Below are 20,927 nucleotides of genomic sequence, written 5' to 3'. Positions count from 1 at the left end.
CCACGTCTGGCCCCATCGCCGTCGCGCAGACCAGCCCCTGCGCGGCGGCTCTTTGTGCGTCGACAACAGCGCGCGAAAGATAGCGCCTGGGATTCGTCCCTAAAACGGAGAAGGTCTTGCCTGAGCATTACCTAGCGGGGACACTCGCTGTTTTAGTGACACGCTCGCCTCGGCCTGCGATGGCCTGATAGATGGCGGCGGCGGCGACATCGTTGCCGCGATCGTTGAAATGCCCTAGACCATCGTAATGCAGCAGTTCGTCCTCGTAATCGATCGCGTGGTGAGGCGCGGCCGCGCGGAACATGTCGGTCATGAGCACGACCTCGGCCTGGGCTCGCGTGCCGATTTCGCTCAGCTTTTCATCGGGGTAGGCGATGCTCATCGGCGCTCCGCCGGCATTCTCTATGGTGCGTGTCCAGATGTCGTCGCAGACCTGCCAGCCGGCCGGCAGCACAGCCAAATAAAACTCGGCCCCATCGTCATGCACTTCGTGTGACATCCTCTCAACCAACTTGTCGGTGATCAGCCAGGCGTGGTTCAGCGTGTCGCCTGGTGCGGTGCAAAAAATGCCCAGGCCGCCCGATTCCAAAGGCGCTACGTCGTGCCCCACCTTGGCGGCCATTGCCAAGGCGCCGGTACGAACCGCGTTAATCGCGAGTTGCGTGGCGCTTTTTTGCCACACATAGAATCGGCTATAGCGATTGAGCCACGATGTCAGCCGAGCCCGACCTGGCGAAAATGGCAGCGGTTCCAACCGGCCCTCGTCGTCGACGTCGAAATAGATGCGACCACGGTTGCTGGTCAGGCCCGTGCAGTTGTCCCCCAGATCGTTCGCAACACAAAAAGCGCACACGACGATATCCGGGCGATATTTGCGGACGATTTCGTGATACAGAACCAACTCTTGGCCCGTGCTCGACCCAGAGATACCGAAGTTCATAACCTCGTAGCGAGTCCCCGCGGGATTTGCATTGAGGCGTTTTTCCAATTGTCGCACGAGTGTTTTGTCTTCATCGGTAGCGACGGCCGCGATCATCGAGTCCCCGACGACGGCCACGCGGTATACGCCGGGCGATTTTTCCACAGCAAAGTCGGGGCCGCGCAGTCCGTCATGATTGAAGCTCAACAAAACGTCGCGATCGCACTCCGGCACGTAAACCCATCCGCTGAAATCGGGCAGGTAGCGCGTGCCTACCACGGGATCGTTGCAGATCAGCGGCGGCACTACGTGCGAGAAAAGGCGTGTGGCGCCTTCCAAAACGGCCAACACCACCGCGAACGACAAGACAGTCAGACCGAGCCGGGGGAGCAAATGCGCGGGACGTAATCGTCGGGCAGTTTCCAGGCCAGCTCCTGCACCCTGACGAACCACGGGGGGCTCGTGGTTAGCAGCAGGAGAAATTGCGGACCCTTTTACCCTGTGAACATTGCCCGGCGTAGCAGCTTGCAAACCGTCAGCCATCAGACCCTTCCGGCCATTAGATCGACACCTCGAAAGGCGTCATGCCATGAGCGACGCAAGTGTCGCTTTTAGCAATACGGTCCGGGCACGGCAACCGCACTTGAAGGGTAGTCGATGCGCAGGGCACCGCGCGTGCAACCCGCGCGAGACAGCGCAGTTTACGCAACTCACTCAGGCCCAAGGCGACGCTGACGGCAACGCATGCTATCGGCCGGTGCAGGCGCCGCGTTAGTCAGCAACCCGCGAGCCAGCGATCAAGGCGATAAAGTCCTTGTTCGACTTGAACTTGCCGAGTTGCTTGGTGAGCTGCTCCATGGCGTCGACATGATGCATGCTCGATAAAGTACGGCGGAGCATCGTGACGGCGTGCAGCGTATCGGCGTCGAGCAATTTCTCCTCGCGTCGGGTACCCGATTGCGAGATGTCGATCGATGGCCAGACGCGGCGATCCGCCAACTTACGATCGAGCACCAGCTCCATGTTGCCGGTCCCCTTGAACTCCTGGAAAATCAGCTCGTCCATCCGGCTGCCTGTATCGACCAGGGCTGTGGCGACGATCGTCAATGACCCTCCTTCTTCGAACAGCCGCGCTGTGGCGAACAGCTTCTTGGGGATATCGAGCGCCTTGATGTCAACGCCACCCGACATGGTACGGCCCGTGTTGCCGACCCATTTGTTGAAAGCCCGAGCCATGCGGGTGATGGAATCCATCAGCAAGAACACGTCCTGCCCCATTTCCACCAACCGCTTGCAGCGCTCGACAACGAGCTGCGACAGGCGAACATGGCTTTCTACGTCGCGATCAAGGCTGCTGGCAATGACCTCGCCCTTGACGCTGCGGCGCATGTCGGTGACTTCTTCCGGGCGCTCGTCGACCAGCAGGACGAATAGCTTGACCTCGGGATAATTCGCCGAGATGGCCTGGCTGATCTGCTGCAGGAGAATCGTCTTGCCAGTGCGGGGCGGGGCGACAATCAGGGCCCGTTGCCCCTTTCCCAGCGGTGTCAAAAGATCCATCACACGCGGGCTCAGCGGCTGTGGCCCTGTCTCGAGCCGAAGCCACGATTCCGGATTGATCGGCGTCAAGGAATCGAAGCTCTTCACCAGAGGATAGTCCTCTGGTTTGCAACCATCGATGTCGATGATTTCCTTCAGCCGCGGCCCTTCTTGCTTGCGGCTGTGCTGCACCATGCCGTTGACCAACACCCCCTCGCGAAGGCGATATTTGTCGATCATCGTGCCCGGCACGAAAGGATCGGTGCGCTCGCGTGAGTAGTTGTTGTTGGGATCGCGCAGGAAACCGTACCCATTAGGATGCAGTTCCAGCACCCCGCTGGCAGGCTCCAAGGGAATGGGCTCGCCATTGTCCGGCTGTTCCGGCTGCGGGTAATACGGGCGATCCCCGCCGACAGGCCGGGGGCGATGCCCTCCGCGACCGCGCTGCCCGTTACCGTGGAAGTGTCCACCCCCTCCGCCGCCGCCTCCTCCGCCACCACCACCACCGGGTCGACCTCGACCACGGCCGCGCTTCTTTTTTGTCATGTCTCACCCAAGAAAGGGACTCACAAACGCGCGCAGAAATTCGTTCGATCTATTCGATAAGGCGCGTACGTTGAGCAGCATGTTTGGTTCCGACACCAAACTCACAGAATGGACCGGCGGGGCTTTCGTCCGTCGACCCTTACCCAGAAGTCAATTTCCGTCTCCAGGACGAAAATCGTGTAACCAACGCGGCAAGTCGCTCTGCGGCCATGCACGAAGTAACACCGGGTGCACTTAGGCCAAGCGCGTGCAAAGCGAGCGCCAGAAACTCATCAACCGATGGCCTGTCGAAGAAGCGCCCAACTCACCAGACGGAAACCCCGGACTGGGAAACTGGACGGCCTCGATTCAAAAGGCCCAATTCGCACTTCCCGTGACCAAAAAACGTTTTGCACGGGGAGGGCGATCCGCGACACAAACGGCTCGCGGGGCCAAAAGCGCCTGCATGTCAGGCGGCTTCCTAAACTAACGCAATCTTAGCCAAGCCCGCCGTTATGTCAAGCGATCTCGTCCGAAATCTGCACGCCGCAGACATCCTGGCGGCCTGGCCTGGACGGCCTCCGAAGAGCAACCGGCCACCGCCAGGATGGCTCCATCACGTTCGGTCCTGGATTATTCCTGATAATCGGCCAAACCCATGCATCCACTTTATTTTGTACAGTTCAAAAGCCCCCTCTTGCCGATAACAACTGGCAAGCCGCACATTGGGTTGGCGGACGGCAATTTGCCTGAGAGGATTTGGGCCATGCAAGCGGTTCGTTGGTGCTGGCAGCCAGTCATGTTGGCTCTGGTCATCTGTTCGCCCTGCTATGCGGCAGAAGGCTTTTCGTGGGAAACCGATCTGGAAGCGGCCAAGCAGCTGGCAGCGAGAACAAATAGACTCGTGCTTGTCCATTTCGGGGCCTCTTGGTGCCAACCATGCCAGCAACTGGAACGCGAGGTATTCAGTAAGCCGGGCTTCGGCACCGAGCTGAAGCCGAATTTTGTGGGCGTAAAACTCGACTACGACTCGTTTCCAGCCACGGCCCGGCAATACGCAGTCCAGTCGATTCCCACCGACGTTATTTTGACACCCCAAGGCAAGGTCATTGAACGAGTACAAAGCCCACTTTCGGGCCCCGAGTATGTGGGCTCGCTGCTCCGTGTCGCGAATCTAGCGCGACGTACCGGACCACCAGCGGCTACGCTGACGGCCGGACAACCCATCGCAGCAGCGGCGCAGTTGGCCGGAGGTTCCGTCGCGCCGCCAGGGGACGGCCGTTACGCAAATTACTACAACCAGCAGGCGGCGAACGCAGCAACGCCCGTAGCACCCAATGCTGTCGTACCATCCGCGCCCGTTACGAATGGCGGTCCTGTCTTGCCACCGCAAGGCGGCGCGCCAGGCGGAGGTCTTTCCGGGCCGCAATTGGCGTTGCCACAAATTCCCCCCGGCAACGCGCCGCTAGGGCTAGAAGGTTACTGCCCGGTTTCGTTGTGCGAAAAGCAGGTCTGGGCACCCGGTGACGCGCGCTGGGGAATGCAACATCGTGGGCGAACGTATCTATTCGCCGGGCCTGCCGAGCAGCAAAAGTTCGCTGCCAATCCTGATCGCTACAGCCCCGTAATGTCGGGCGACGATCCGGTCCTGGCGCTCGATAACGGTCAATCAATTCCCGGCACCCGCATGTTCGGCGTGTCGTACGGGGAACGCGTGTACCTCTTTACCAGCGAGCAATCGCTGCAGACCTTCATGCAAAACCCGAAGCGCTACACGACCGAAGCCTTGCAAGCGCGAAAATAAAGTACCCGGTCGAATCAGCACGCAACCGTTTGTCGCGGCACGATCAATCAGTGTTCGTGCCAGTCTCGCGACCGATCAACGGCCTTACGCCAACGGGCGTAGCGATGGTCGCGCTCTGTCACTGCCAACTGCGGCGCGAATTCTCTTGCTAACGCCCAGTTGCCGGCAATATCGGCCGTATCGTGCCAGAAGCCGACAGCCAGGCCTGCCAAATACGCGGCGCCCAGCGCCGTCGTTTCCGAGACGACCGGCCGCCGTACGCGGACTCCCAGGATGTCGGCCTGAAATTGCATCAGGCCGTCGTTCATGCTGGCCCCGCCATCAACCTTGAGTTCGGCGAGTTCGATGCCGGCATCTTTTTGCATCGCTTCGAGCAGATCACGCGATTGAAAGGCCATTGATTCGATCGCGGCGCGGGCAATGTGTGCCGCCTTGGTGCCGCGTGATAACCCGATGATCATTCCGCGTGCATAGGGGTCCCAATACGGCGCGCCCAAGCCGACGAACGCCGGCACGAAATAAACGCCGTCCGAATCCGGCACCGACTGTGCCAACAATTCGACGTCGCTCGAAGCGTCGATCACTCCCAGTCCATCCCGCAGCCATTGCACCACCGCCCCGGCGATGAACACCGAGCCCTCCAGGCAATACGTAATCTTGCCGCCGACGCTCCAGCCGATCGTGGTCAGCAGGTTTTGTTTTGACGTCACGGCCTGCTCGCCGGTGTTGAGCAGCATGAAGCAACCTGTGCCATAGGTGTTCTTGGCGGTGCCTGGATCGAAGCATGCCTGCCCAAAGGTGGCCGCCTGCTGATCGCCAGCAACACCAGCGATTGTGATCGGTGCGCCGAATAATTCGGCGCTCGTTTCGCCATAGACCTCGCTCGAAGCGCGCACTTCGGGCAACATGGCGCGGGGAATGTCGAGAATCTTCAGTAGTTCGTCGTCCCATTGCAGGGTGTGAATATTAAAGATCAAGGTGCGGCTGGCATTGCTCACATCCGTGGCGTGTACGCGCCCGCCGGTCAGTCGCCAAATCAAAAACGAATCGACGGTGCCGAACAGGATTTCGCCGGCCTCGGCGCGACGGCGCAAGCCGTGGATCGTATCCAGCAAATACTTGATCTTCGTGCCGGAAAAGTACGCGTCGACGACAAGTCCCGTTTTCTCGCGAAACAGGTCCGCCAGGCCCTCGGCCTTCAGCCGATCGCAAATGCTGGCCGATATCCGGCTTTGCCAGACGATGGCATTGGTGACGGGCTTGCCCGTGGCGCGCTCCCAAAGGATCGTCGTTTCGCGCTGATTGGTGATGCCGAGCGCCGCGATATCGGACGGGCCCAATCCGGCGGCCGCTAAAGCCCCGCGGGCGACATCGAGTTGCGATTGCCAGATCGCCTCGGGATCGTGCTCGACATGGCCAGGGCTAGGCAAGATCTGCTCAAACTCCTCTTGCGAGGTGGCCACGACGCGACCGACTCGCGAGAAGACAATGGCGCGGCTGGAGGTTGTGCCCTGATCGAGGGCCAGTACGTATTTTTCCATGTCAGGTTTCGTTGCAGTTCCGCGAGTGGTCAGCAAAGGTCGACGTTGGCACACCGTGGCGCGCGCTTCAAGTCACACTCGATAAGGGCGGATGACGGCGACCTATGAAGACGTTGTAGATCCAACCTCCTAGAACTCCGCCGACGAGAGGGCCCACGATCGGCACCCACCACCAGCCGTTGCCCCAGCGAAAGACGTCGCCGCCCCAACCTGCCACGAAAGTGAACAAGCGTGGCCCGAAATCGCGTGCCGGGTTAATGGCGTAACCGGCGTTAAAGCCAAACGTCATGCCGATCAACAGGACCAGCAGCCCCACGGCGATTGCGCCCTGGGCGGCCGTGGGGTTCAAATTCCGTTTGTCGCTAATGGCGAAGATCACTGCGACCAACAGCGCGGTGCCGACGACCTGGTCAATGAGTCCGCCGCCAAGAGTGAGAAAGCTCTGCGGATAGGTGGCCCAGATCCCGGCCGTCGCCTGGTCGCGCGTCGTGCCGGCAAAGGCCACCAGTGCTTCGTGATACGCGGCGAAGACAATCGCCGACGCAACAAATGCCCCCGCGACCTGGGCGGCACAGAACGGCAAAACTTTCCGCCACGGAAAATCCTGGCACATGGCCGCGGCCAGCGTCACGGCCGGATTCAAATGAGCGCCGGAAATTCCTCCGGCGATAAACACGCCCATGGTCACGGCCAGGCCCCAACCAAGATTGATCGACAGGTACTGGCCGTGCGACTTTTCGCTGAGAACCACTTGCGCTACGACAGCCACACCGAAGGTAACTAATACCAGCGTGCCGAGGAACTCGGCCGCGCATTCACGAGCCGTGCCGCGTAGCATGCATCCCCCTCTCGATGGACGTGATCACGGCGAGCCGGGAAAAACCTGCTTGCCGAAGTGGACCCGCAATCGCTCGCGACACTGCTCGATCTGACTGGCTACGTCCTGCTTGGCGATAATGGCCTCTTCCGCCAGAATTTCCGCCGTGCGCCGCAGAGCTCCCTCATACAGGCGACGATGGTACAGCAACATCAGGCGCCGCTCAACGAGATCGTCCAAAGTGTGTACCCACTCGTGCCGCACCGCGTAGCGCACCGCCGCCGTCGGCAGATCCGTGCCGGGAAGACTTTCCTTGTCGTCGGCACATGCGCCGAGCACCGTTTCGCAACGCGTTCCATACAACTGCCAGGTGGTATGTACCTGCGCCGGTGCCAATCCCAGCCGCGTGGCAATTTCCTGGCAGCAGGCTTCCTGCTCGCGTGGGTCGGTCGAGTAGCCCGTCGCACCAGGAATGGGACGTGCTTCGCTGGTTGCGACCACGCTCTGCCCGAGCCGCCCCAGAACCAGCGCCACGGTCTCTTCGGCGAGCGAGCGGCAAGTGGTCAGCTTGCCGCCGATGATCGAGAAAAACGGCATGGGCGCCGCGTGATTCTCTATCAGAGAGTGCCGGCGGGTGACGCCTGCGGGCGTGGCCCCGCCCACGTACGGCAACGGGCGGACGCCGCTGTAGTGCAGATCAACGTCCTTGTCGGTCAAACGGATCTGCGGCAATAGCTCGTTAGCCGTGGCCAGCAGGTAATCGATCTCTTCGCCGGTCGCTACTGCGTCACTCGGGTTCCCTTCATACGCGTCGTCCGTTGTACCGATCAGCGAGGCATCGCCGAATGGCAGTACAAATACCGGACGGCCATCGGCAGCTTCGGCATAAAGGCCAGCATAAGATTGCCCATGGTGGGTCAAGGCATCGTGCAAACGCTCATTCCACGTCACGATGTGCGTACCTTTGGTGCCCCCCATCAACCGTTGCGACTGAAGGCCGAGTCGAGCAAGCGTCAGATCCACCCAGGCTCCGGTGGCATTGATTACCGCGACGGGTTCGAAGCTGCGCACGGGCTGATCGCTATCGCGGGGATAAATCCTGGCCATACGCCCATCGAGAGCCGCGCGGTGGCGCGTGAAGACCTGGCACGTGCTCCCGGCAGCGGTCGCGGCTTGCTGCGCATCGGCGAGCATCGCCAGGACGAATCGCTCGGGAAACCGAATCTGCGCGTCGTAGTACGAGCACAGCCAGCGATACCGAGGATCGACCTTGATCGCGTCTTCGGCGGCCGCGCGATGAGTGGCATGGCGAGGCAGCTGCGGATCACGCGCATAGGCGTCGTAGAGACGCAGCCCCATTTGTACCAACCACAGTCCGCGCGAGACCGTAGGTTTGCCGCGCTGGGGGGGGCGCTTGCCACGTTGCCCTTTGAAGAGAAATCGCTGGGCCGATCTCCACAGGCCGCCAAAGCGATTTTCGATCGGGATAAATAACCGCAAAGGTCTGACGAACTGAGGGGCCAACCGCAACAGGCGAGAGCGCTCGGCCAACGACTCGCGCACCAGATCAAACTCGCCGTATTCGAGATAGCGGAGCCCGCCGTGGATCAATCGCGATGCGTACGCCGTCGCGCCGAACGCCACGTCCGCGGTGTCCACCAGGCAAACAGAAACGCCATTGATCGCCAATTCTCGGGCGATTGCGGCGCCGTTGATTCCCGCGCCGAGAATCAGCACCGGGGCTTGCTCGAGAGGAACCGAGGTGGGCGATGTGGTCGGTGATGCGCTCGTGCGGGCGGACACATCTCCGCGGACCGTGCCCTCATGGCTGTCGGTCCCCTGTGCCGGCCCGTTGATCATTCAGCACTCACCGTTCGGCGCGAATTCAGAGATTGTTCCGCAACGTGCGTTCCAAATGTTGCACGCTGGCACGGACCCCTTCCATGCCGGGATTCAGTCGCAGGGCGCGGCGGAAACACTCCAACGCCGAAGCCGCGTTTCCCAACTGCAGGTAGCACTGTCCCATGCCCGCCGCAGCGGCAAAATGGTAGGGATTAATCTCCAGGGCCTCGCGGCAATCGCCGATCGATTCGACGAACCGGCGGAGTCCAAAATGTGCTACCGCCCTCTGGTTCCAAACCTCGGCGAATCGGCGCGCCTCGCGTAGTAATTCTGTGGCGCGGGCGATGGCTGGCTGGTATTGTTTTTTGGTGTTGGCGCGGACGATGGCCCGCAGCTTCTGCTGCTGCGACTCGCTGCCAGCGCGGCACCAGACGAGGCGAATGCCGTCTTCGGCCAGCGTGCGAACGCCGCGGTCGGGGTCGGTCAGTGCGCGTCCCAAGGCCGCGTTCGCCTCGTAGCCCCCCAACAATCCTAGCGCCAGCGCCGAAGCCCGGCGGACGGTCCGTGGACCGTTTGCCAAGAGACGCTCTAAGGTGCCTGGGGTGTAGCGTCGCGTGGTGCGCCGAACGAACGTCTCGGTATCCTTACGGTCGAGATACTCGCCGTAAAATGCTAGCAATACCGCGGCGCGCTGAGAGGAACTCATGCTGCAAATCCCCAGGTGCCTATCAATGAGAGTCGTGAGCGCAAGTGACACGAATGTGCCAACCTGAATCCCGCCATCGTCAGACCGGTCGACCGTGAGCACTTGCAAGCCCGGCCGACCGAGAGCACTACTAGAACCAGCACACTGAACCAGAAAACGTGCCTCGCCGCGGCGGCATTCACCATGTCTCGGCCATTGGCGAACATCGCTGGGAAGCGGGCAACGTTCTTTGAGTGTAGCCAGAGACTACAAGAAGCTAAAGTGGATTTATCGCGAATGCGCGGAATTCTCAACTTCCGCGAGCCGGTTGGGCTGGGCAAAATAGATGCTGAAGCCGGTCGACTAGCCGGTGAGCATTCCATCCCCTGCCCTACCATGCGGGCGGCGCTGTTTCGTCCGAGCGTGCGCAGCAAAATGGGCCCATTTCGGCAGCAGCGCGACGGGGTCCTGGCTATGAATAGAACGTGGCCGAACGGTGCTCGACTGCCAAATAAAATCTGGGACTTTCGCGGCACTTATCAGACGACGGTCGTTATTGGTCTGGCCTTGTGGGCAGCGACAAATGCCTTCGGCCAGGAGCGAACCAGCACACCGGCCGCCGGCAAGAGTCCTGGCGGCCGCAAGTCTCTGGCCGGCCTGGTCGAGCCTTCTGGCAAAGGCGAACGGCCGCGCGGCCGTGTCGGCAAATTGCCGGAAGAGCCGGCCTTGCCCATCGACTTCCTCACCGCCGAAGAAGTACAGCGTTTGGGACCGATTTCATTCGCCAGTCTCGGCGTGCCGCTCCGCCAAACATTGCGGAACTTGTCGCAGACGCTTCGGCTGGCGATCGTGATCGACCGCCGGCTGGATCCCGACCAGGTGCTCGATCTGGATCTGATGAACGTCCCGATTGCCGATGCCCTGCAGCGGATCGCCTCGCTCGCGGGGGGCGGCGCCAGCTTGCTGGGACCCGTGGCGTACATTGGACCCGAGAAAACGGCCAAACAATTGCGTACTGTGAGCGCCCTGCGCACACAGGAGGCGCGTCGACTGCCAAAGGCGCGGCAGACGGCCGCCCTTTTACCGCGACCATTGGCATGGCATGCTTTGGCAACGCCGGAGGAAATCGTACAGCGCCTCGGCGACGAGGCCGACGTCGAGATCCTCGGCATCGAGCGATTGCCGCACGACCTGTTAGCCGCCACCGATTTGCCGGCAATGCCCTGGGTCGACCGCATGACGCTGGTCGCGGCAGAGTGCGGACTAGCCTTCCAATTCACACGTGGGGGGCGTGCCGTCGAACTCGTTCCGCTTGGCGATGACGCGCGGCTAGAGCGCACGTATCCGGCGGGGCGCGAGGCGGCGGCGACCATTGCCCAGTGGAAGGCCATGGCGCCGCAGGCAGAAATCAGCACTTCGGCCGGCCGGATCGTGGTCCGCGCCACAGTGGAAGATCACGAACGATTATCTCCCCCTAAAACTGCACAGGGCGGTTCCGGCACGGGACAGCAGGTCTATACACTCGCGCTGGAAGGGATGCCGCTTGAACAATTTTTGGCGCAACTCGAACAGAAGCTGGCGCTCAAGATCGAATTCGACGAAGGCGCGCTGGCCGCTGCCGGTGTGAAAATGAATACGCCGGTCAATGTCGACGTGAAAAATGCCTCGCTCGATGATTTACTGCGCGGCGCGCTCGCGCCCCTGGGGCTAGGGTTTGAGCGACAGGACAAATCCGTCAAGCTCACGACCAAACGCCCGTGACTTTGGCACGAAGCCATGCTCACACTTGGCGTGAGCATGGCACCCTCCGGATGAGCGCGACGCCGCGTAACGCGTTCACGCGTGACCGACCAGCAGGCCGTCAGGAGAGAAGCTTGTTGAGGGCTTCCTTAAATTCCTGCTCGATCTTGCCTTTGAACATCATGGCGGCGAAAGGAATGTCGCCATCGAGCTTGACCGTGGCCGGCTCGACGGTGATGGCACCTTTGATCGGGAATCCAAACGTCGAGAAACCGAAGTTCAGCGTATTCTCGGTCCAGCTCTCTTCCAGATTGCTTACCTGGCTTTGGTAGCGTTCCTTGATCGCCGGCACAAATTTCTTGAGCTTCTCGATCGCTACTTCTTGTCCCAGCGGATTAGGGACGGAGAAAGTCATTTTCGGCATGATGCAACCTTCCTTCTTTGGCGCCCGGGGCGCAATCTGAAATAGAGGACTAGCGATTAACACGGCCGCCACGCCGATGCTTTTCGAAAGACCTTGATGTATTATTCGGAAAGGATCTTGGCCTTCAACTCCTCGAGCAGATGAACAGCACGGCCAATTTCGGTTTTTTGCCGCGCTGGATCCTGGGGAATCTCGCGCTCGATCGTTAACGGCCCAAGATAGCCGATTTTCTTGAGAGTGCGCAGGTATTTTTCCATCCCGACGGCCCCTTCTCCCAGCGGCACCTCGGCACCCCATTCCTGCCCTGGCCGGGCCGCCCAAGTGCCGTCCTTGCAATGGACGCTACGGACGAACCGACTTAACTGCTCGAGCGCCCCGATTGGCTCGCCCGAGCCGTAAAGAATCATGTTGGCCGGGTCGAAGTTGATAAACAGGTTCGCCCGATCGACATCGCTGATGAATTTCAGCAGCGTGTCGGCCGGCTCCTGGCCTGTCTCCAGGTGCAACGCTTGCTTGTTCCCGGCACAGTGATCGCACAACTGCCGAGTCACGGTGATCACCTCGTGGTAGAGTGGATCGGCCGCATCGTGCGGCACAAACCCCAGGTGCAACGCCACCACGTCGCAGCCCAACAGACGGGCAAAGTCGGCAATCTCGCGCATCTCCTTGGTCCGCGTCGCCCGCGTTTCGCGCGGCACCAGGCCCACCGTACGAACGACCGTGGGAATGTCGGCGTAGCTCTCGCCCTCGAAGCCGCCGAAGACCGCCGTCAGGCGAATGTTGGCCTTCTGCAACCGATCGAGAAATTCGCGCGCCCGCTCGGGCGTGCGCGACGCGACGACCGGCGCGTGCAGTTGGATCGTAGGGACATGCAGCTCTTGAGCCACCTCGAGCTTGACGCCCAGTCCGGCGTCAATGCTGGCGAACACGCCAATCGGCCACGATTCCACAATTGCTCCTTCCGCGGTGCTCGAATGTGACGCCTACGATACTGTCCGCGGGCGTATCCACCAGCGACGCTCACTATACCGAAATGCTCGGCTTGATCCCTTCGGGCGTTTCGTCGCTGTTGATGTCAAACCACTCGGGCTTGAACTCGATGCGGCGCCCTTCGCGGATCGCGATATTCGTGGTCAGGGCGATGATAGCATCGGCCATGGCGACCTTTGGGTAGCACTTCGGCTTATTTTGCTCGAAGTCGAAGTTGCGGATGCACCAGGCAAAATGTTCCATCTCCTCGGTGTAACCGCGGCTGGGCGGTGCCGAGTCGGCAGCCTTCTTGGCGGCCGATGCCGCTGGTCCGCCACTGGCAGTGGTGTCGAGCGTGGGGGCGCCGCCCTTGCCCTTGCTGACCGTGACCAAGGTCTTGGTATCTGAGTCCTTGAAGAGCATGGCTTCCTGCTCGCGGTCGAGGATCAAGGTTCCCTTGGTCCCCATCACGGTTTCGCCATAGCCACCAAAGCCGTTTCCGTTGATCGAAGAATAGGTGACAACGATCTTTTTGTTGGGATCCTCGGCGTATCCAGGTGCCGGATACTCGTAGGTGCAACAGACGTGATCGTCGCAGTCCCGGTCCAGCGGGAAGATGTACCGCCCGCCCACGGCCGAGACCGAAATCGGCAGCGCCTTTTCGCCGTCGTCGCGCATGGCCGTGCAGAAGATACCAGCGGCATCGAGCTGATGGCTTCCCAGTTCCGCCATCAGGCCGCCGCCCGTGCGATTCCACAGCCGCCAGCGGATCAATTCTTCCAGCGGCGAGCAATGGTATTGCTGGCTGCCGCTGCTGAGCGTTTTTTCCTCGTAGCCGTACTTCGCGGCGTCGACGTCTTTGTCGAGCATGAGCAGTTGTAGATCGTGCTGCCGCTTCATCAGCGCCTCGGCACGGTCCCCTTTCGCCTTTTCCAATTCGGTGGAAACTTTGGCGATTTCCTTGGCCAATCGCTCGTCGGGAATCTGGGGCGCCCAACTGTCCTTACCCGGCATGTTGCCACGATGCCATTGGGCTCGGATAAAATGCAGATCGCCGATCAGCTTGCGCTTGATCGTGTCGACGGCGTTGGCGTACAGAATGCTGTAATGACGCTGATGGCCCGTGGCCAAGTGCAAACGCTTTTGATGGGCGACGCGCCCCATTTCCTTGCACTGATGGACGCTGTGCGCCATCAACTTTTCGGTGAGCACGTGCTTGCCCTGGTTCATCGCTTCAATCGCGACCTTGTCATGCAGGAACAAGGGAAGAGCGATGATCACGGCCTCGATCTGATCGTCCTTGAGCAGGTCTTGATAGTCGGTGTAGACCTTGACGTGCTTCTTGGCCTCGTCTTCGGACGTCCAGCCGTATTTGGCCATCAGGCCCGGCCGCACGACGCGAATCGACTCGCTGCTCTGATCGCCATGAAACGCGCGGTGGACGTTGTAGGGGCGAATATCCGAGATCGCGACGACGTTGAGGTACTCGGGCGTATGGGCCCCGATCAGTACACTCCCCTCGTCGCCGGTGCCGATTACGCCGACGCGTACCGGATCGCCGTGCAGCTTCTCGTAGCCGAAATAAAAGCCGCCCAGGCCCACGCCCGACACGGCGGCCGCGGCCAGCGAGCGTTCGAGAAACTCACGGCGCGTCAGCTCGCTGCCGACGACGTTGTCGAAGTTCTCTTTGCCCAGGGCGCGTTCTTCGGGGCTCAGATTCATACGGATCCCTTCTTTCCCAGCAGCGGACGCACAACGAGATTATGCACAAAATGGTCCAGCCCCGCCCAGCGTCCCGTCGGCAGGAAAGCCAGCGCCACCAGGGCCATCATTTCCACGAATTCCTTATTCACCAGCAACGACCGGCCGGCCGAGGGATGCGGATGAGGATACATGCCTGGCCAGTCGGGCTGAGCGGCCACGATCTGTGCCAGAAATAACGCCCCCGCCAAGGCCGAAAATCGCGTGAACAACCCCGCGATCAGGCAGACCCCGATGGCCATGTTACTGTACGTGACCAGCCGGTCGACCTGTTCAAGGTTCGAAGGGGGCAGCGGGGCCGCCCGCAGCGGCTCTCGCTCGTTGGGAGCCGACGCCTCGGGGAGTTTGGCCAGGGTTTCGGGGCGCAAATCCAACGGCCGATCTGGCTTGCCGCCGAGCACATCGTCGAGGTCGGCCTTCAACTGGTCCCAAATCTTGTCGATCTCTTTCGTCCACCCGGCTGCTTGTCCACGCAAACGCTGCTGGTCGTCCCATATGCGTTTGCGGGCGTAGGGCATGTCACGCGCGGCGGCCTCTTTGTCAGTGGCCAATAGATCGAGCTTGTGCAGGTACTCGCTGTACTGTTCCTTCAATTGGCGCTTCTTTTGACCGTCGGCAGTACGGCCGTCTTCGGAAAGCAAATCAGAGAGGGCCGCTTGCCGGATCTCGAGGGCCCGTTTGGCGGCAACCTGCTGGGCCTCGTCGAGCTTGTACTGGTCGGCGAAGGCCGCGGCATACAACTTCATGGCCGCAAGTTGCGTTTCGAAATCGAGATGCTGCGTACCATCGATATCGGGGACCAGGGCATAAAAATGATCCGCCAGCGGACCCTTGGCCTGGCTGAGAAAGCCGGACGCCGAGAAGCTCGGCGTTTGCACTTTCCAGACGCCTTGATAGAGGAAATGCCAGCCAACCGTGACGCGCAGCAAGACCAGCGCGATCACGCCTGCCAAGCCAATTTGGAAACCGTGGCGTTGCAGAGGAATCCTCCCGCTTTCGTCGGTGACGAAAGCAATACGCAGGGGCGCCGTGAGCAAGGTGGGAATGGGCGTAGCAGCGAAACCTCGCGGGACTCGGCCCTCATAACCGCCTCTCGCGAGACCTGCAGTTTACCTAGCGGGTCAAACGGTCACAACACCCGCGTCACCACGGTTTGGCGAGCGATTAGGGCTGCCGGCGACAAGACTTTGGTTCGGTCCTCGTTTCGTTCCGCCCCCCTGCCCTGCCCGACAGTCGACGCGGACCGGTAGAATCCGACCATTGAACCAGGCTCGTCCTGGGCAAGAATGAAAATCACCAAGCCTGGAGACGCTCGCATGAAGAAAGCTATTGCTTCCTCAATCGCTGTCGTGGTGGTGTTGGGAGTATCGCTGAGCGCGGTGCTCGCTCGTCCCCAATACAAACAAGAGTTCGATGCGAAGTACGTCAAGAAGGACTCCGCCAATCCGGCCGAAAAAACGCTGGCCGAGGCTGTCGCCACGGCCAAATGCCAGGTCTGTCACGGCAAGAACGACAAGGGGATCGAGGACAAGAAGGTGCGCAATCACTACGGCGCCGCTCTCGGCAAGCTGGTGGGCAAGAACCAAAAAGACAAGGAAAAGATCGCCGCGGCACTAGACGAGGTGGCCAAGGAAAAGTCGCACCCCGACAAGCCCAATGCACCAGCATTCGGTGAATTGATCAAAGAAGGCAAATTGCCCGGTGGCAACTAGCCGACAGTTATGCGTATACGTCTATGTGTATACGTCGTGCTGATCCGGCCTGAAGTCTCTGGCCGCGCTTGGTCACCTTAGCCCCCCACGGCCGCCGGCTCGATCGCATCGGCTTGGGCATCGTCGATGTCCACAGGACTTGTGCGCTCGATGACGCGCATCGTGCGCCAGTGCCCCTGGCGAAAGCGGTGCATGTAGATCAGCCCCAGCACGCACAGCCAGGTGGTGATGGCCGTCCAACACCAGTACAGTCCCAGGCCCATGAACTCCACGCCGAAGAAAGTCGCCAACACTGGCAAGGGGGACATGCACAGCGTCGTCAGCAGGACAAATCGCGTGTCGCCGGCCCCTTTGAGCGCGCTCGAAAATATGATCACCATGGCGTCGAACAGACAGTAGAACGCCACGAACCGCAGCAAGATCACGGTCAGGCCGCGCAGACGGGCGAATTCTTCCGGATCGACCTTCGCTCCGTGCGCTACCAGGAGCAATTCGGGTACGAGCGCATATATGGCCGAAACTACCGCCATGTAGCTGGCCGCCAGCGAAAACGCCGTCCAGGTGCCGCGTGCGGCCAGCCGTGGCCGATTCTGTCCAAGGCGCTGACCCACCAGCGTTGTCGTGGCGATACCGATTCCATAAACCGGCATGAACGCCAGCATGTTGACGTTGAAGGCCAGGCTCGTCGCCGCCAATTCGTGCGCGCCAATCCGTCCGATTACCAGCAGGAACAGCGTGAAGGCCCCCACTTCGCACACCAGTTGCACGCCGCTGGGAGAACCAAAGCGAAGCAATCGACGAAATAATGCCGGATCGAAACGGCAGCCTACGATCGTACCGAACTCGCGCCGGTATCTTTTGCGCAGAAACAGCATCAGGTACACCGCGCACTTGAACCACATGGCAACAGCCGTGGCCGAGGCCGCGCCGCTGACACCCCACGCCGGAAAGCCAAATTTGCCGAAGATCCACAGATAGTCCAGGACAACATTCAGTAGCGCCGCGGAGCTATCGACGACCATCACGGTGCGCACGCCCCCGCGCCCGGTAAAAAATGTCGACAAGGCCTCGGCAGCGACCATCGCCCCAGATCCCCAGGTGATACAGCGATAGAAATCTGCCTCGTAGACAGCGATCTGCGCCGGGTGCCCCACGGCGTTAAACATCTTCGACATCAGAGGAATCGTGGCGGCAGTCAAGGGAATCGTCGCCAGGCCGATCCCGATTCCCTGCCAGACCACCAGCCCGATCCGCTCGTGCCGCTGTGCCCCGTAATATTGCGACACAAAGGCGTTGACGTAGGAGGCCAGGCCCAGCGGAAAGCACATCATGGCGAACGACAAGGCCCCGGCCGGCAAAGCGGCGGCAACCGCGTCGGGCGAGTACCAAAGCAAGAAAATCCGATCGGTGAACTGCATCACCGTCCAGGAGAGCGTGGAAACCATCAGCGGCAATGCGAGCACCAAAACCTCGCGCATGCCGCTGGGCCCGCGCCAGAAACGTGAAATTCGTGCTAGCATCCGCCACCGCCTGTTCCTGACGAAGTCGGCCCTGGCCGACCGGTTTCATCCATGCCACCGCTCAATCGAGGTTCGCCCGCCGCGCGACGCCGCAAGAATTGAACCCAGATCGATGGTCGCGCAGAAATACTCGCGAGAGGGACAGGCTGTTCCGGTCAGTGGTTCGCATTGTTTTTTGGGACGCATGCTTTTCTACGTTTCGGTCCACTGGCAAAACCGTCGCGCAAATCCAGCGGGATCCTGATAAACGATGTCGGGCCGGCCCTTGCTCGCAAATCAGGATCGATCACAATCACGATGCATTTCGCGCGGGACGCCCAATTGCTGATGACATGTCGAGCCTTCATCCGTGACACGCATTGTACTCTGTTATCCCGTTGAGCCCCGCCACGTGGCGCAGATCATGGCCGCGGCGCCGCAGGCCGAAGTCGTGGACGCAGGACAGCAACGCGTCGCTCAGGAATTGCTCACGGCCGATATCTTTTGCGGCCATGCCAAGGTGCCAGTGCCGTGGAACGAAGTGGTTCGGGGGGGTCGATTGCGCTGGATTCAATCCTCGGCCGCCGGCCTGGATCACTGTCTGGTCCCGTCGGTCGTGGCATCCGACATCGTAGTGACGAGCGCCTCGGGCGTATTGGCCGACCAGGTTGCCGAGCACGCGATCTCGCTGACCACGGCGCTTACGCGTAGCCTGCCCACGTTTTTTCGTGCCCAAGAGCAGCACGAATTCATCCGCAGGCCGACACGCGATCTGACGCATTGCACGGTGGGCATCGTCGGTTTTGGCGGCAATGGGCGGCGATTGGCCGAAGTCTTGCGAGTTTTCAAAACGCGCATTCTGGCGACGGACACTTTTCCCGTCGATAAACCCGACTTCGTCGAAGCACTATGGCCCGCCGAGCGACTGGACGATCTGTTGGCCGAAGTCGATGTGTTGTTTTTGGCAGCGCCGCTGACGGATATTACGCGCCACATGATCGATCGTCGCGCACTGGCGCGGCTGCGGCCCGGCGCCTTGTTGATCAACGTGGCGCGAGGCCCGCTCGTTGTCGAAGCAGATTTAGTGGCTGCGATCGAATCCGGACATCTGGCCGGCGCGGGACTCGACGTCACGGCGGAAGAGCCGCTAGCAGTCGATAGCCCCCTGTGGTCGTTGCCGAACGTCGTCATCACGCCCCATGTCGGCGGCCAGAGCGCGCGGCGGATCGACGACATGACCGATTTCTTTTCCGCAAATCTGAGACGCTGGCAGGCCGGCGAACCTCTGGCAAATCTCGTCGACAAGCGATTGGGCTATCCCGTACCGCACTCCTAGAGCGCAAGTCGCCAAATAAATTCTGCCGTGCCGCCTGATGAATTGGGGATGGCGAAGAAGACGGCGGTCAATTCTTCCTCAATTTGGCTGGACCTGGCGGGGGACGTCTCCCTAAGATGGCGCCTACCCGCCGGCAATCAAAACACGCACACCCAGGCGAAGCACGCGATGTCCTCGACTACTTTCTTACAACCGCAAGCCACGCTGAGCATTGACGGTCAGAAGCCCAAGCGTTGTCCCGACGTCTTGTTGGAAAAGTACCGGCAATTGGTCGAAGAGCAGCGGATGAGTTGGACCGAGCATCATCGCCTGTTGCGGCTGCTCGGCGCCGGCGGCCAAGGAGTGGTGTACCTGTCGGAGCGGCGCGGCACAGACCATTTCACCCTGCCGGTGGCCCTGAAAATCTTTTCTCCGTTGCACTACGAAGACGATCGAGGATACGACGAGGCGATGGGCCGCATCGCCGCCGTGGCGGCGCGGGTCGCACAAATCCAGCAAGACAATCTGCTGGACGTACACAATTTTGTCGAACGGAATCGCATTCGGCTGATGGAGATGGAATGGGTCGACGGTTATGACCTGGACCGTTTGCTATCGCACGAAATGCTCGAGCGAACGCGGCAACGGGTCAGCAATCGCCGCTGGGACTATCTAAACAACGTCATCGTCACTTCGGGCCCGCTACAACCGCGCTTGAAACCTGGCATCGCGATCGCGGTGTTGCGCGAGTGCCTGGCCGCTTTGGCTGCCTTGCATCGCGAGGGGATCGTTCACGGCGACATCAAGCCGTCGAACATCATGCTCAAGCGCACGGGCAACGCCAAAATCATCGACATCGGCTCGGCCTTTGACATGGAGAAGCCCCCCTCGCGCCGTAGTTGCACCCCCACTTACGCGGCGCCGGAAGTCTTGGAAGGGGGCGAATCCTCGCCGCGATCGGATTTGTGCAGTCTTGGGTATGTGTTGATCGAAATGCTGTCGGGGGCTCCGCCGTTCGTCGGCCAAACCACTTATGCCGAGTTGCTCGAGGCGAAGCGGATGTTGATGCAACGGCTGCACGAACGGCTGCCGCGCGAAGTCGTGTGCAACGAACTCTTGATGACGCTGATCCGCAGCCTGGTCGCACCGGATCCCTCGCTGCGTTTTCCAAGTGCCGAAGCTGCGGACCTGGTGAAAGAAGGAGCGGCCAACTTCCATCGACAACTGGTCAAGGGGGACTTGGCCAGCGAGTACGAAAACGAGATGCGCCTGTGGCTCGAAGAATTGGACTAAGCGCCGCACTTCAGATCGCTACCGCCGCGCTTCGCGTACCAGGTGTCCCAACTCAGGCACGATGAGCTTATCCATCGCCAGGCGCACGCCTGCCGGCGAGCCGGGCATGGTGAGCACGATCGTCCGCCACGCTAACCCGCCCACGGCGCGGCTTAGCATTCCGGCAGCCCCGATCTCCTGATAACTCAACATGCGAAACAGCTCGCCATATCCCGGCAGCGGCTTGGTCAGAAGGCCGGAAATTGTTTCGAACGTTTGATCGCGGCTGCTGATTCCGGTCCCCCCGGTAAGCAGGATGGCATCGACGTCGTCGCGCTTGCACAGGTCAGAAACTAGCGCCTGCATGCGCAGCGGATCATCGGGGATAATCTCGCGAACAATCACCTCGTGCCCCGCCTGAACGAGTTTCTCAAGAACCAGCTGTCCACCCGTGTCGGTTTCCGGAGTACGGGTGTCGCTGACGGTAATCACGGCGCAGCGCACCCGCTGCGGGGACTGGGCTCGATGTTCGACCACGCTGTCAGCCATCAAATAACCCGACT

General features: G+C 60.8%; 17 protein-coding genes. 5 read left to right on the top strand and 12 right to left on the bottom strand.

Annotated elements, in window-relative coordinates; all coding sequences use genetic code 11:
* Window positions 1–127 precede the first annotated feature (127 nt).
* On the bottom strand, window positions 128–1,372 hold the full coding sequence (locus VGG64_09650) for a hypothetical protein (GenBank protein HEY1599855.1): 1,245 nt from the start codon (window positions 1,370–1,372) through the stop codon (window positions 128–130).
* A 318-nt stretch (window positions 1,373–1,690) separates the two neighbouring features.
* On the bottom strand, window positions 1,691–3,004 hold the full coding sequence (gene rho, locus VGG64_09645; GenBank protein ID HEY1599854.1) for a transcription termination factor Rho: 1,314 nt from the start codon (window positions 3,002–3,004) through the stop codon (window positions 1,691–1,693).
* Between the two features lie 745 nt (window positions 3,005–3,749).
* On the opposite strand from rho, the gene VGG64_09640 reads away from it, so the two are divergent.
* Window positions 3,750–4,787 (top strand): thioredoxin family protein, encoded by a 1,038-nt coding sequence (locus VGG64_09640; GenBank protein HEY1599853.1) that lies wholly within the window; start codon window positions 3,750–3,752, stop codon window positions 4,785–4,787.
* Between the two features lie 47 nt (window positions 4,788–4,834).
* On the opposite strand, the gene glpK is transcribed toward VGG64_09640, so the two are convergent.
* From glpK to VGG64_09620, 4 genes are all read right to left on the bottom strand, one after another.
* A complete protein-coding gene (gene glpK, locus VGG64_09635; protein HEY1599852.1) occupies window positions 4,835–6,328 on the bottom strand; it encodes a glycerol kinase GlpK in 1,494 nt (497 codons plus the stop codon).
* 67 nt (window positions 6,329–6,395) lie between these two features.
* On the bottom strand, window positions 6,396–7,166 hold the full coding sequence (locus VGG64_09630; protein HEY1599851.1) for an MIP family channel protein: 771 nt from the start codon (window positions 7,164–7,166) through the stop codon (window positions 6,396–6,398).
* A gap of 24 nt (window positions 7,167–7,190) precedes the next feature.
* Window positions 7,191–9,005 (bottom strand): glycerol-3-phosphate dehydrogenase/oxidase, encoded by a 1,815-nt coding sequence (locus VGG64_09625; GenBank protein ID HEY1599850.1) that lies wholly within the window; start codon window positions 9,003–9,005, stop codon window positions 7,191–7,193.
* Window positions 9,006–9,030: 25 nt separating this feature from the next.
* Window positions 9,031–9,693 (bottom strand): tetratricopeptide repeat protein, encoded by a 663-nt coding sequence (locus VGG64_09620; protein ID HEY1599849.1) that lies wholly within the window; start codon window positions 9,691–9,693, stop codon window positions 9,031–9,033.
* Window positions 9,694–9,954: 261 nt separating this feature from the next.
* Between VGG64_09620 and VGG64_09615 the strand changes: the two genes are divergently transcribed.
* Complete coding sequence (locus VGG64_09615; GenBank protein ID HEY1599848.1) at window positions 9,955–11,433, top strand: hypothetical protein; 1,479 nt, start codon at window positions 9,955–9,957, stop codon at window positions 11,431–11,433.
* Window positions 11,434–11,533: 100 nt separating this feature from the next.
* On the opposite strand, the gene VGG64_09610 is transcribed toward VGG64_09615, so the two are convergent.
* The 4 genes from VGG64_09610 to VGG64_09595 all read right to left on the bottom strand — a co-directional run bounded on the left by VGG64_09610 (window position 11,534) and on the right by VGG64_09595 (window position 15,603).
* The gene (locus VGG64_09610; protein HEY1599847.1) at window positions 11,534–11,836 is read right to left on the bottom strand and encodes a polyhydroxyalkanoic acid system family protein; all 303 of its coding nucleotides are present in this window, start codon (window positions 11,834–11,836) and stop codon (window positions 11,534–11,536) included.
* A 101-nt stretch (window positions 11,837–11,937) separates the two neighbouring features.
* Entirely contained in the window at window positions 11,938–12,786 is an 849-nt protein-coding gene (locus VGG64_09605) for a sugar phosphate isomerase/epimerase family protein (GenBank protein ID HEY1599846.1), read from the bottom strand.
* 73 nt (window positions 12,787–12,859) lie between these two features.
* Window positions 12,860–14,527: a Gfo/Idh/MocA family oxidoreductase gene (locus tag VGG64_09600; GenBank protein ID HEY1599845.1), complete on the bottom strand. Its 1,668-nt coding sequence runs from the start codon at window positions 14,525–14,527 to the stop codon at window positions 12,860–12,862.
* Complete coding sequence (locus tag VGG64_09595) at window positions 14,524–15,603, bottom strand: hypothetical protein (GenBank protein HEY1599844.1); 1,080 nt, start codon at window positions 15,601–15,603, stop codon at window positions 14,524–14,526. The genes VGG64_09600 and VGG64_09595 overlap by 4 nt, the downstream gene beginning before the upstream one ends.
* 279 nt (window positions 15,604–15,882) lie before the next feature.
* On the opposite strand from VGG64_09595, the gene VGG64_09590 reads away from it, so the two are divergent.
* Window positions 15,883–16,278, top strand: a complete 396-nt coding sequence (locus tag VGG64_09590) for a c-type cytochrome (GenBank protein ID HEY1599843.1) — start codon at window positions 15,883–15,885, stop codon at window positions 16,276–16,278.
* Window positions 16,279–16,355: 77 nt separating this feature from the next.
* On the opposite strand, the gene VGG64_09585 is transcribed toward VGG64_09590, so the two are convergent.
* Complete coding sequence (locus VGG64_09585; protein HEY1599842.1) at window positions 16,356–17,798, bottom strand: MATE family efflux transporter; 1,443 nt, start codon at window positions 17,796–17,798, stop codon at window positions 16,356–16,358.
* A 349-nt stretch (window positions 17,799–18,147) separates the two neighbouring features.
* On the opposite strand from VGG64_09585, the gene VGG64_09580 reads away from it, so the two are divergent.
* Together VGG64_09580 and VGG64_09575 are read left to right on the top strand one after the other, a co-directional pair.
* Window positions 18,148–19,113: a D-2-hydroxyacid dehydrogenase gene (locus VGG64_09580; protein ID HEY1599841.1), complete on the top strand. Its 966-nt coding sequence runs from the start codon at window positions 18,148–18,150 to the stop codon at window positions 19,111–19,113.
* Window positions 19,114–19,281: 168 nt separating this feature from the next.
* Entirely contained in the window at window positions 19,282–20,385 is a 1,104-nt protein-coding gene (locus tag VGG64_09575; protein ID HEY1599840.1) for a serine/threonine-protein kinase, read from the top strand.
* A gap of 18 nt (window positions 20,386–20,403) precedes the next feature.
* Here VGG64_09575 and VGG64_09570 read toward each other — a convergent pair whose 3' ends face one another.
* On the bottom strand, window positions 20,404–20,913 hold the full coding sequence (locus VGG64_09570) for a MogA/MoaB family molybdenum cofactor biosynthesis protein (protein ID HEY1599839.1): 510 nt from the start codon (window positions 20,911–20,913) through the stop codon (window positions 20,404–20,406).
* Between the last annotated feature and the right edge of the window lie 14 nt (window positions 20,914–20,927).

Source organism: Pirellulales bacterium (assembly GCA_036490175.1).
In the GTDB taxonomy this organism is placed as follows: Bacteria; Planctomycetota; Planctomycetia; order Pirellulales; family JACPPG01; genus JACPPG01.
The sequence above is the reverse complement of the archived record's forward strand: the minus strand, read 5'-3'. Positions and strand labels throughout refer to the sequence as shown.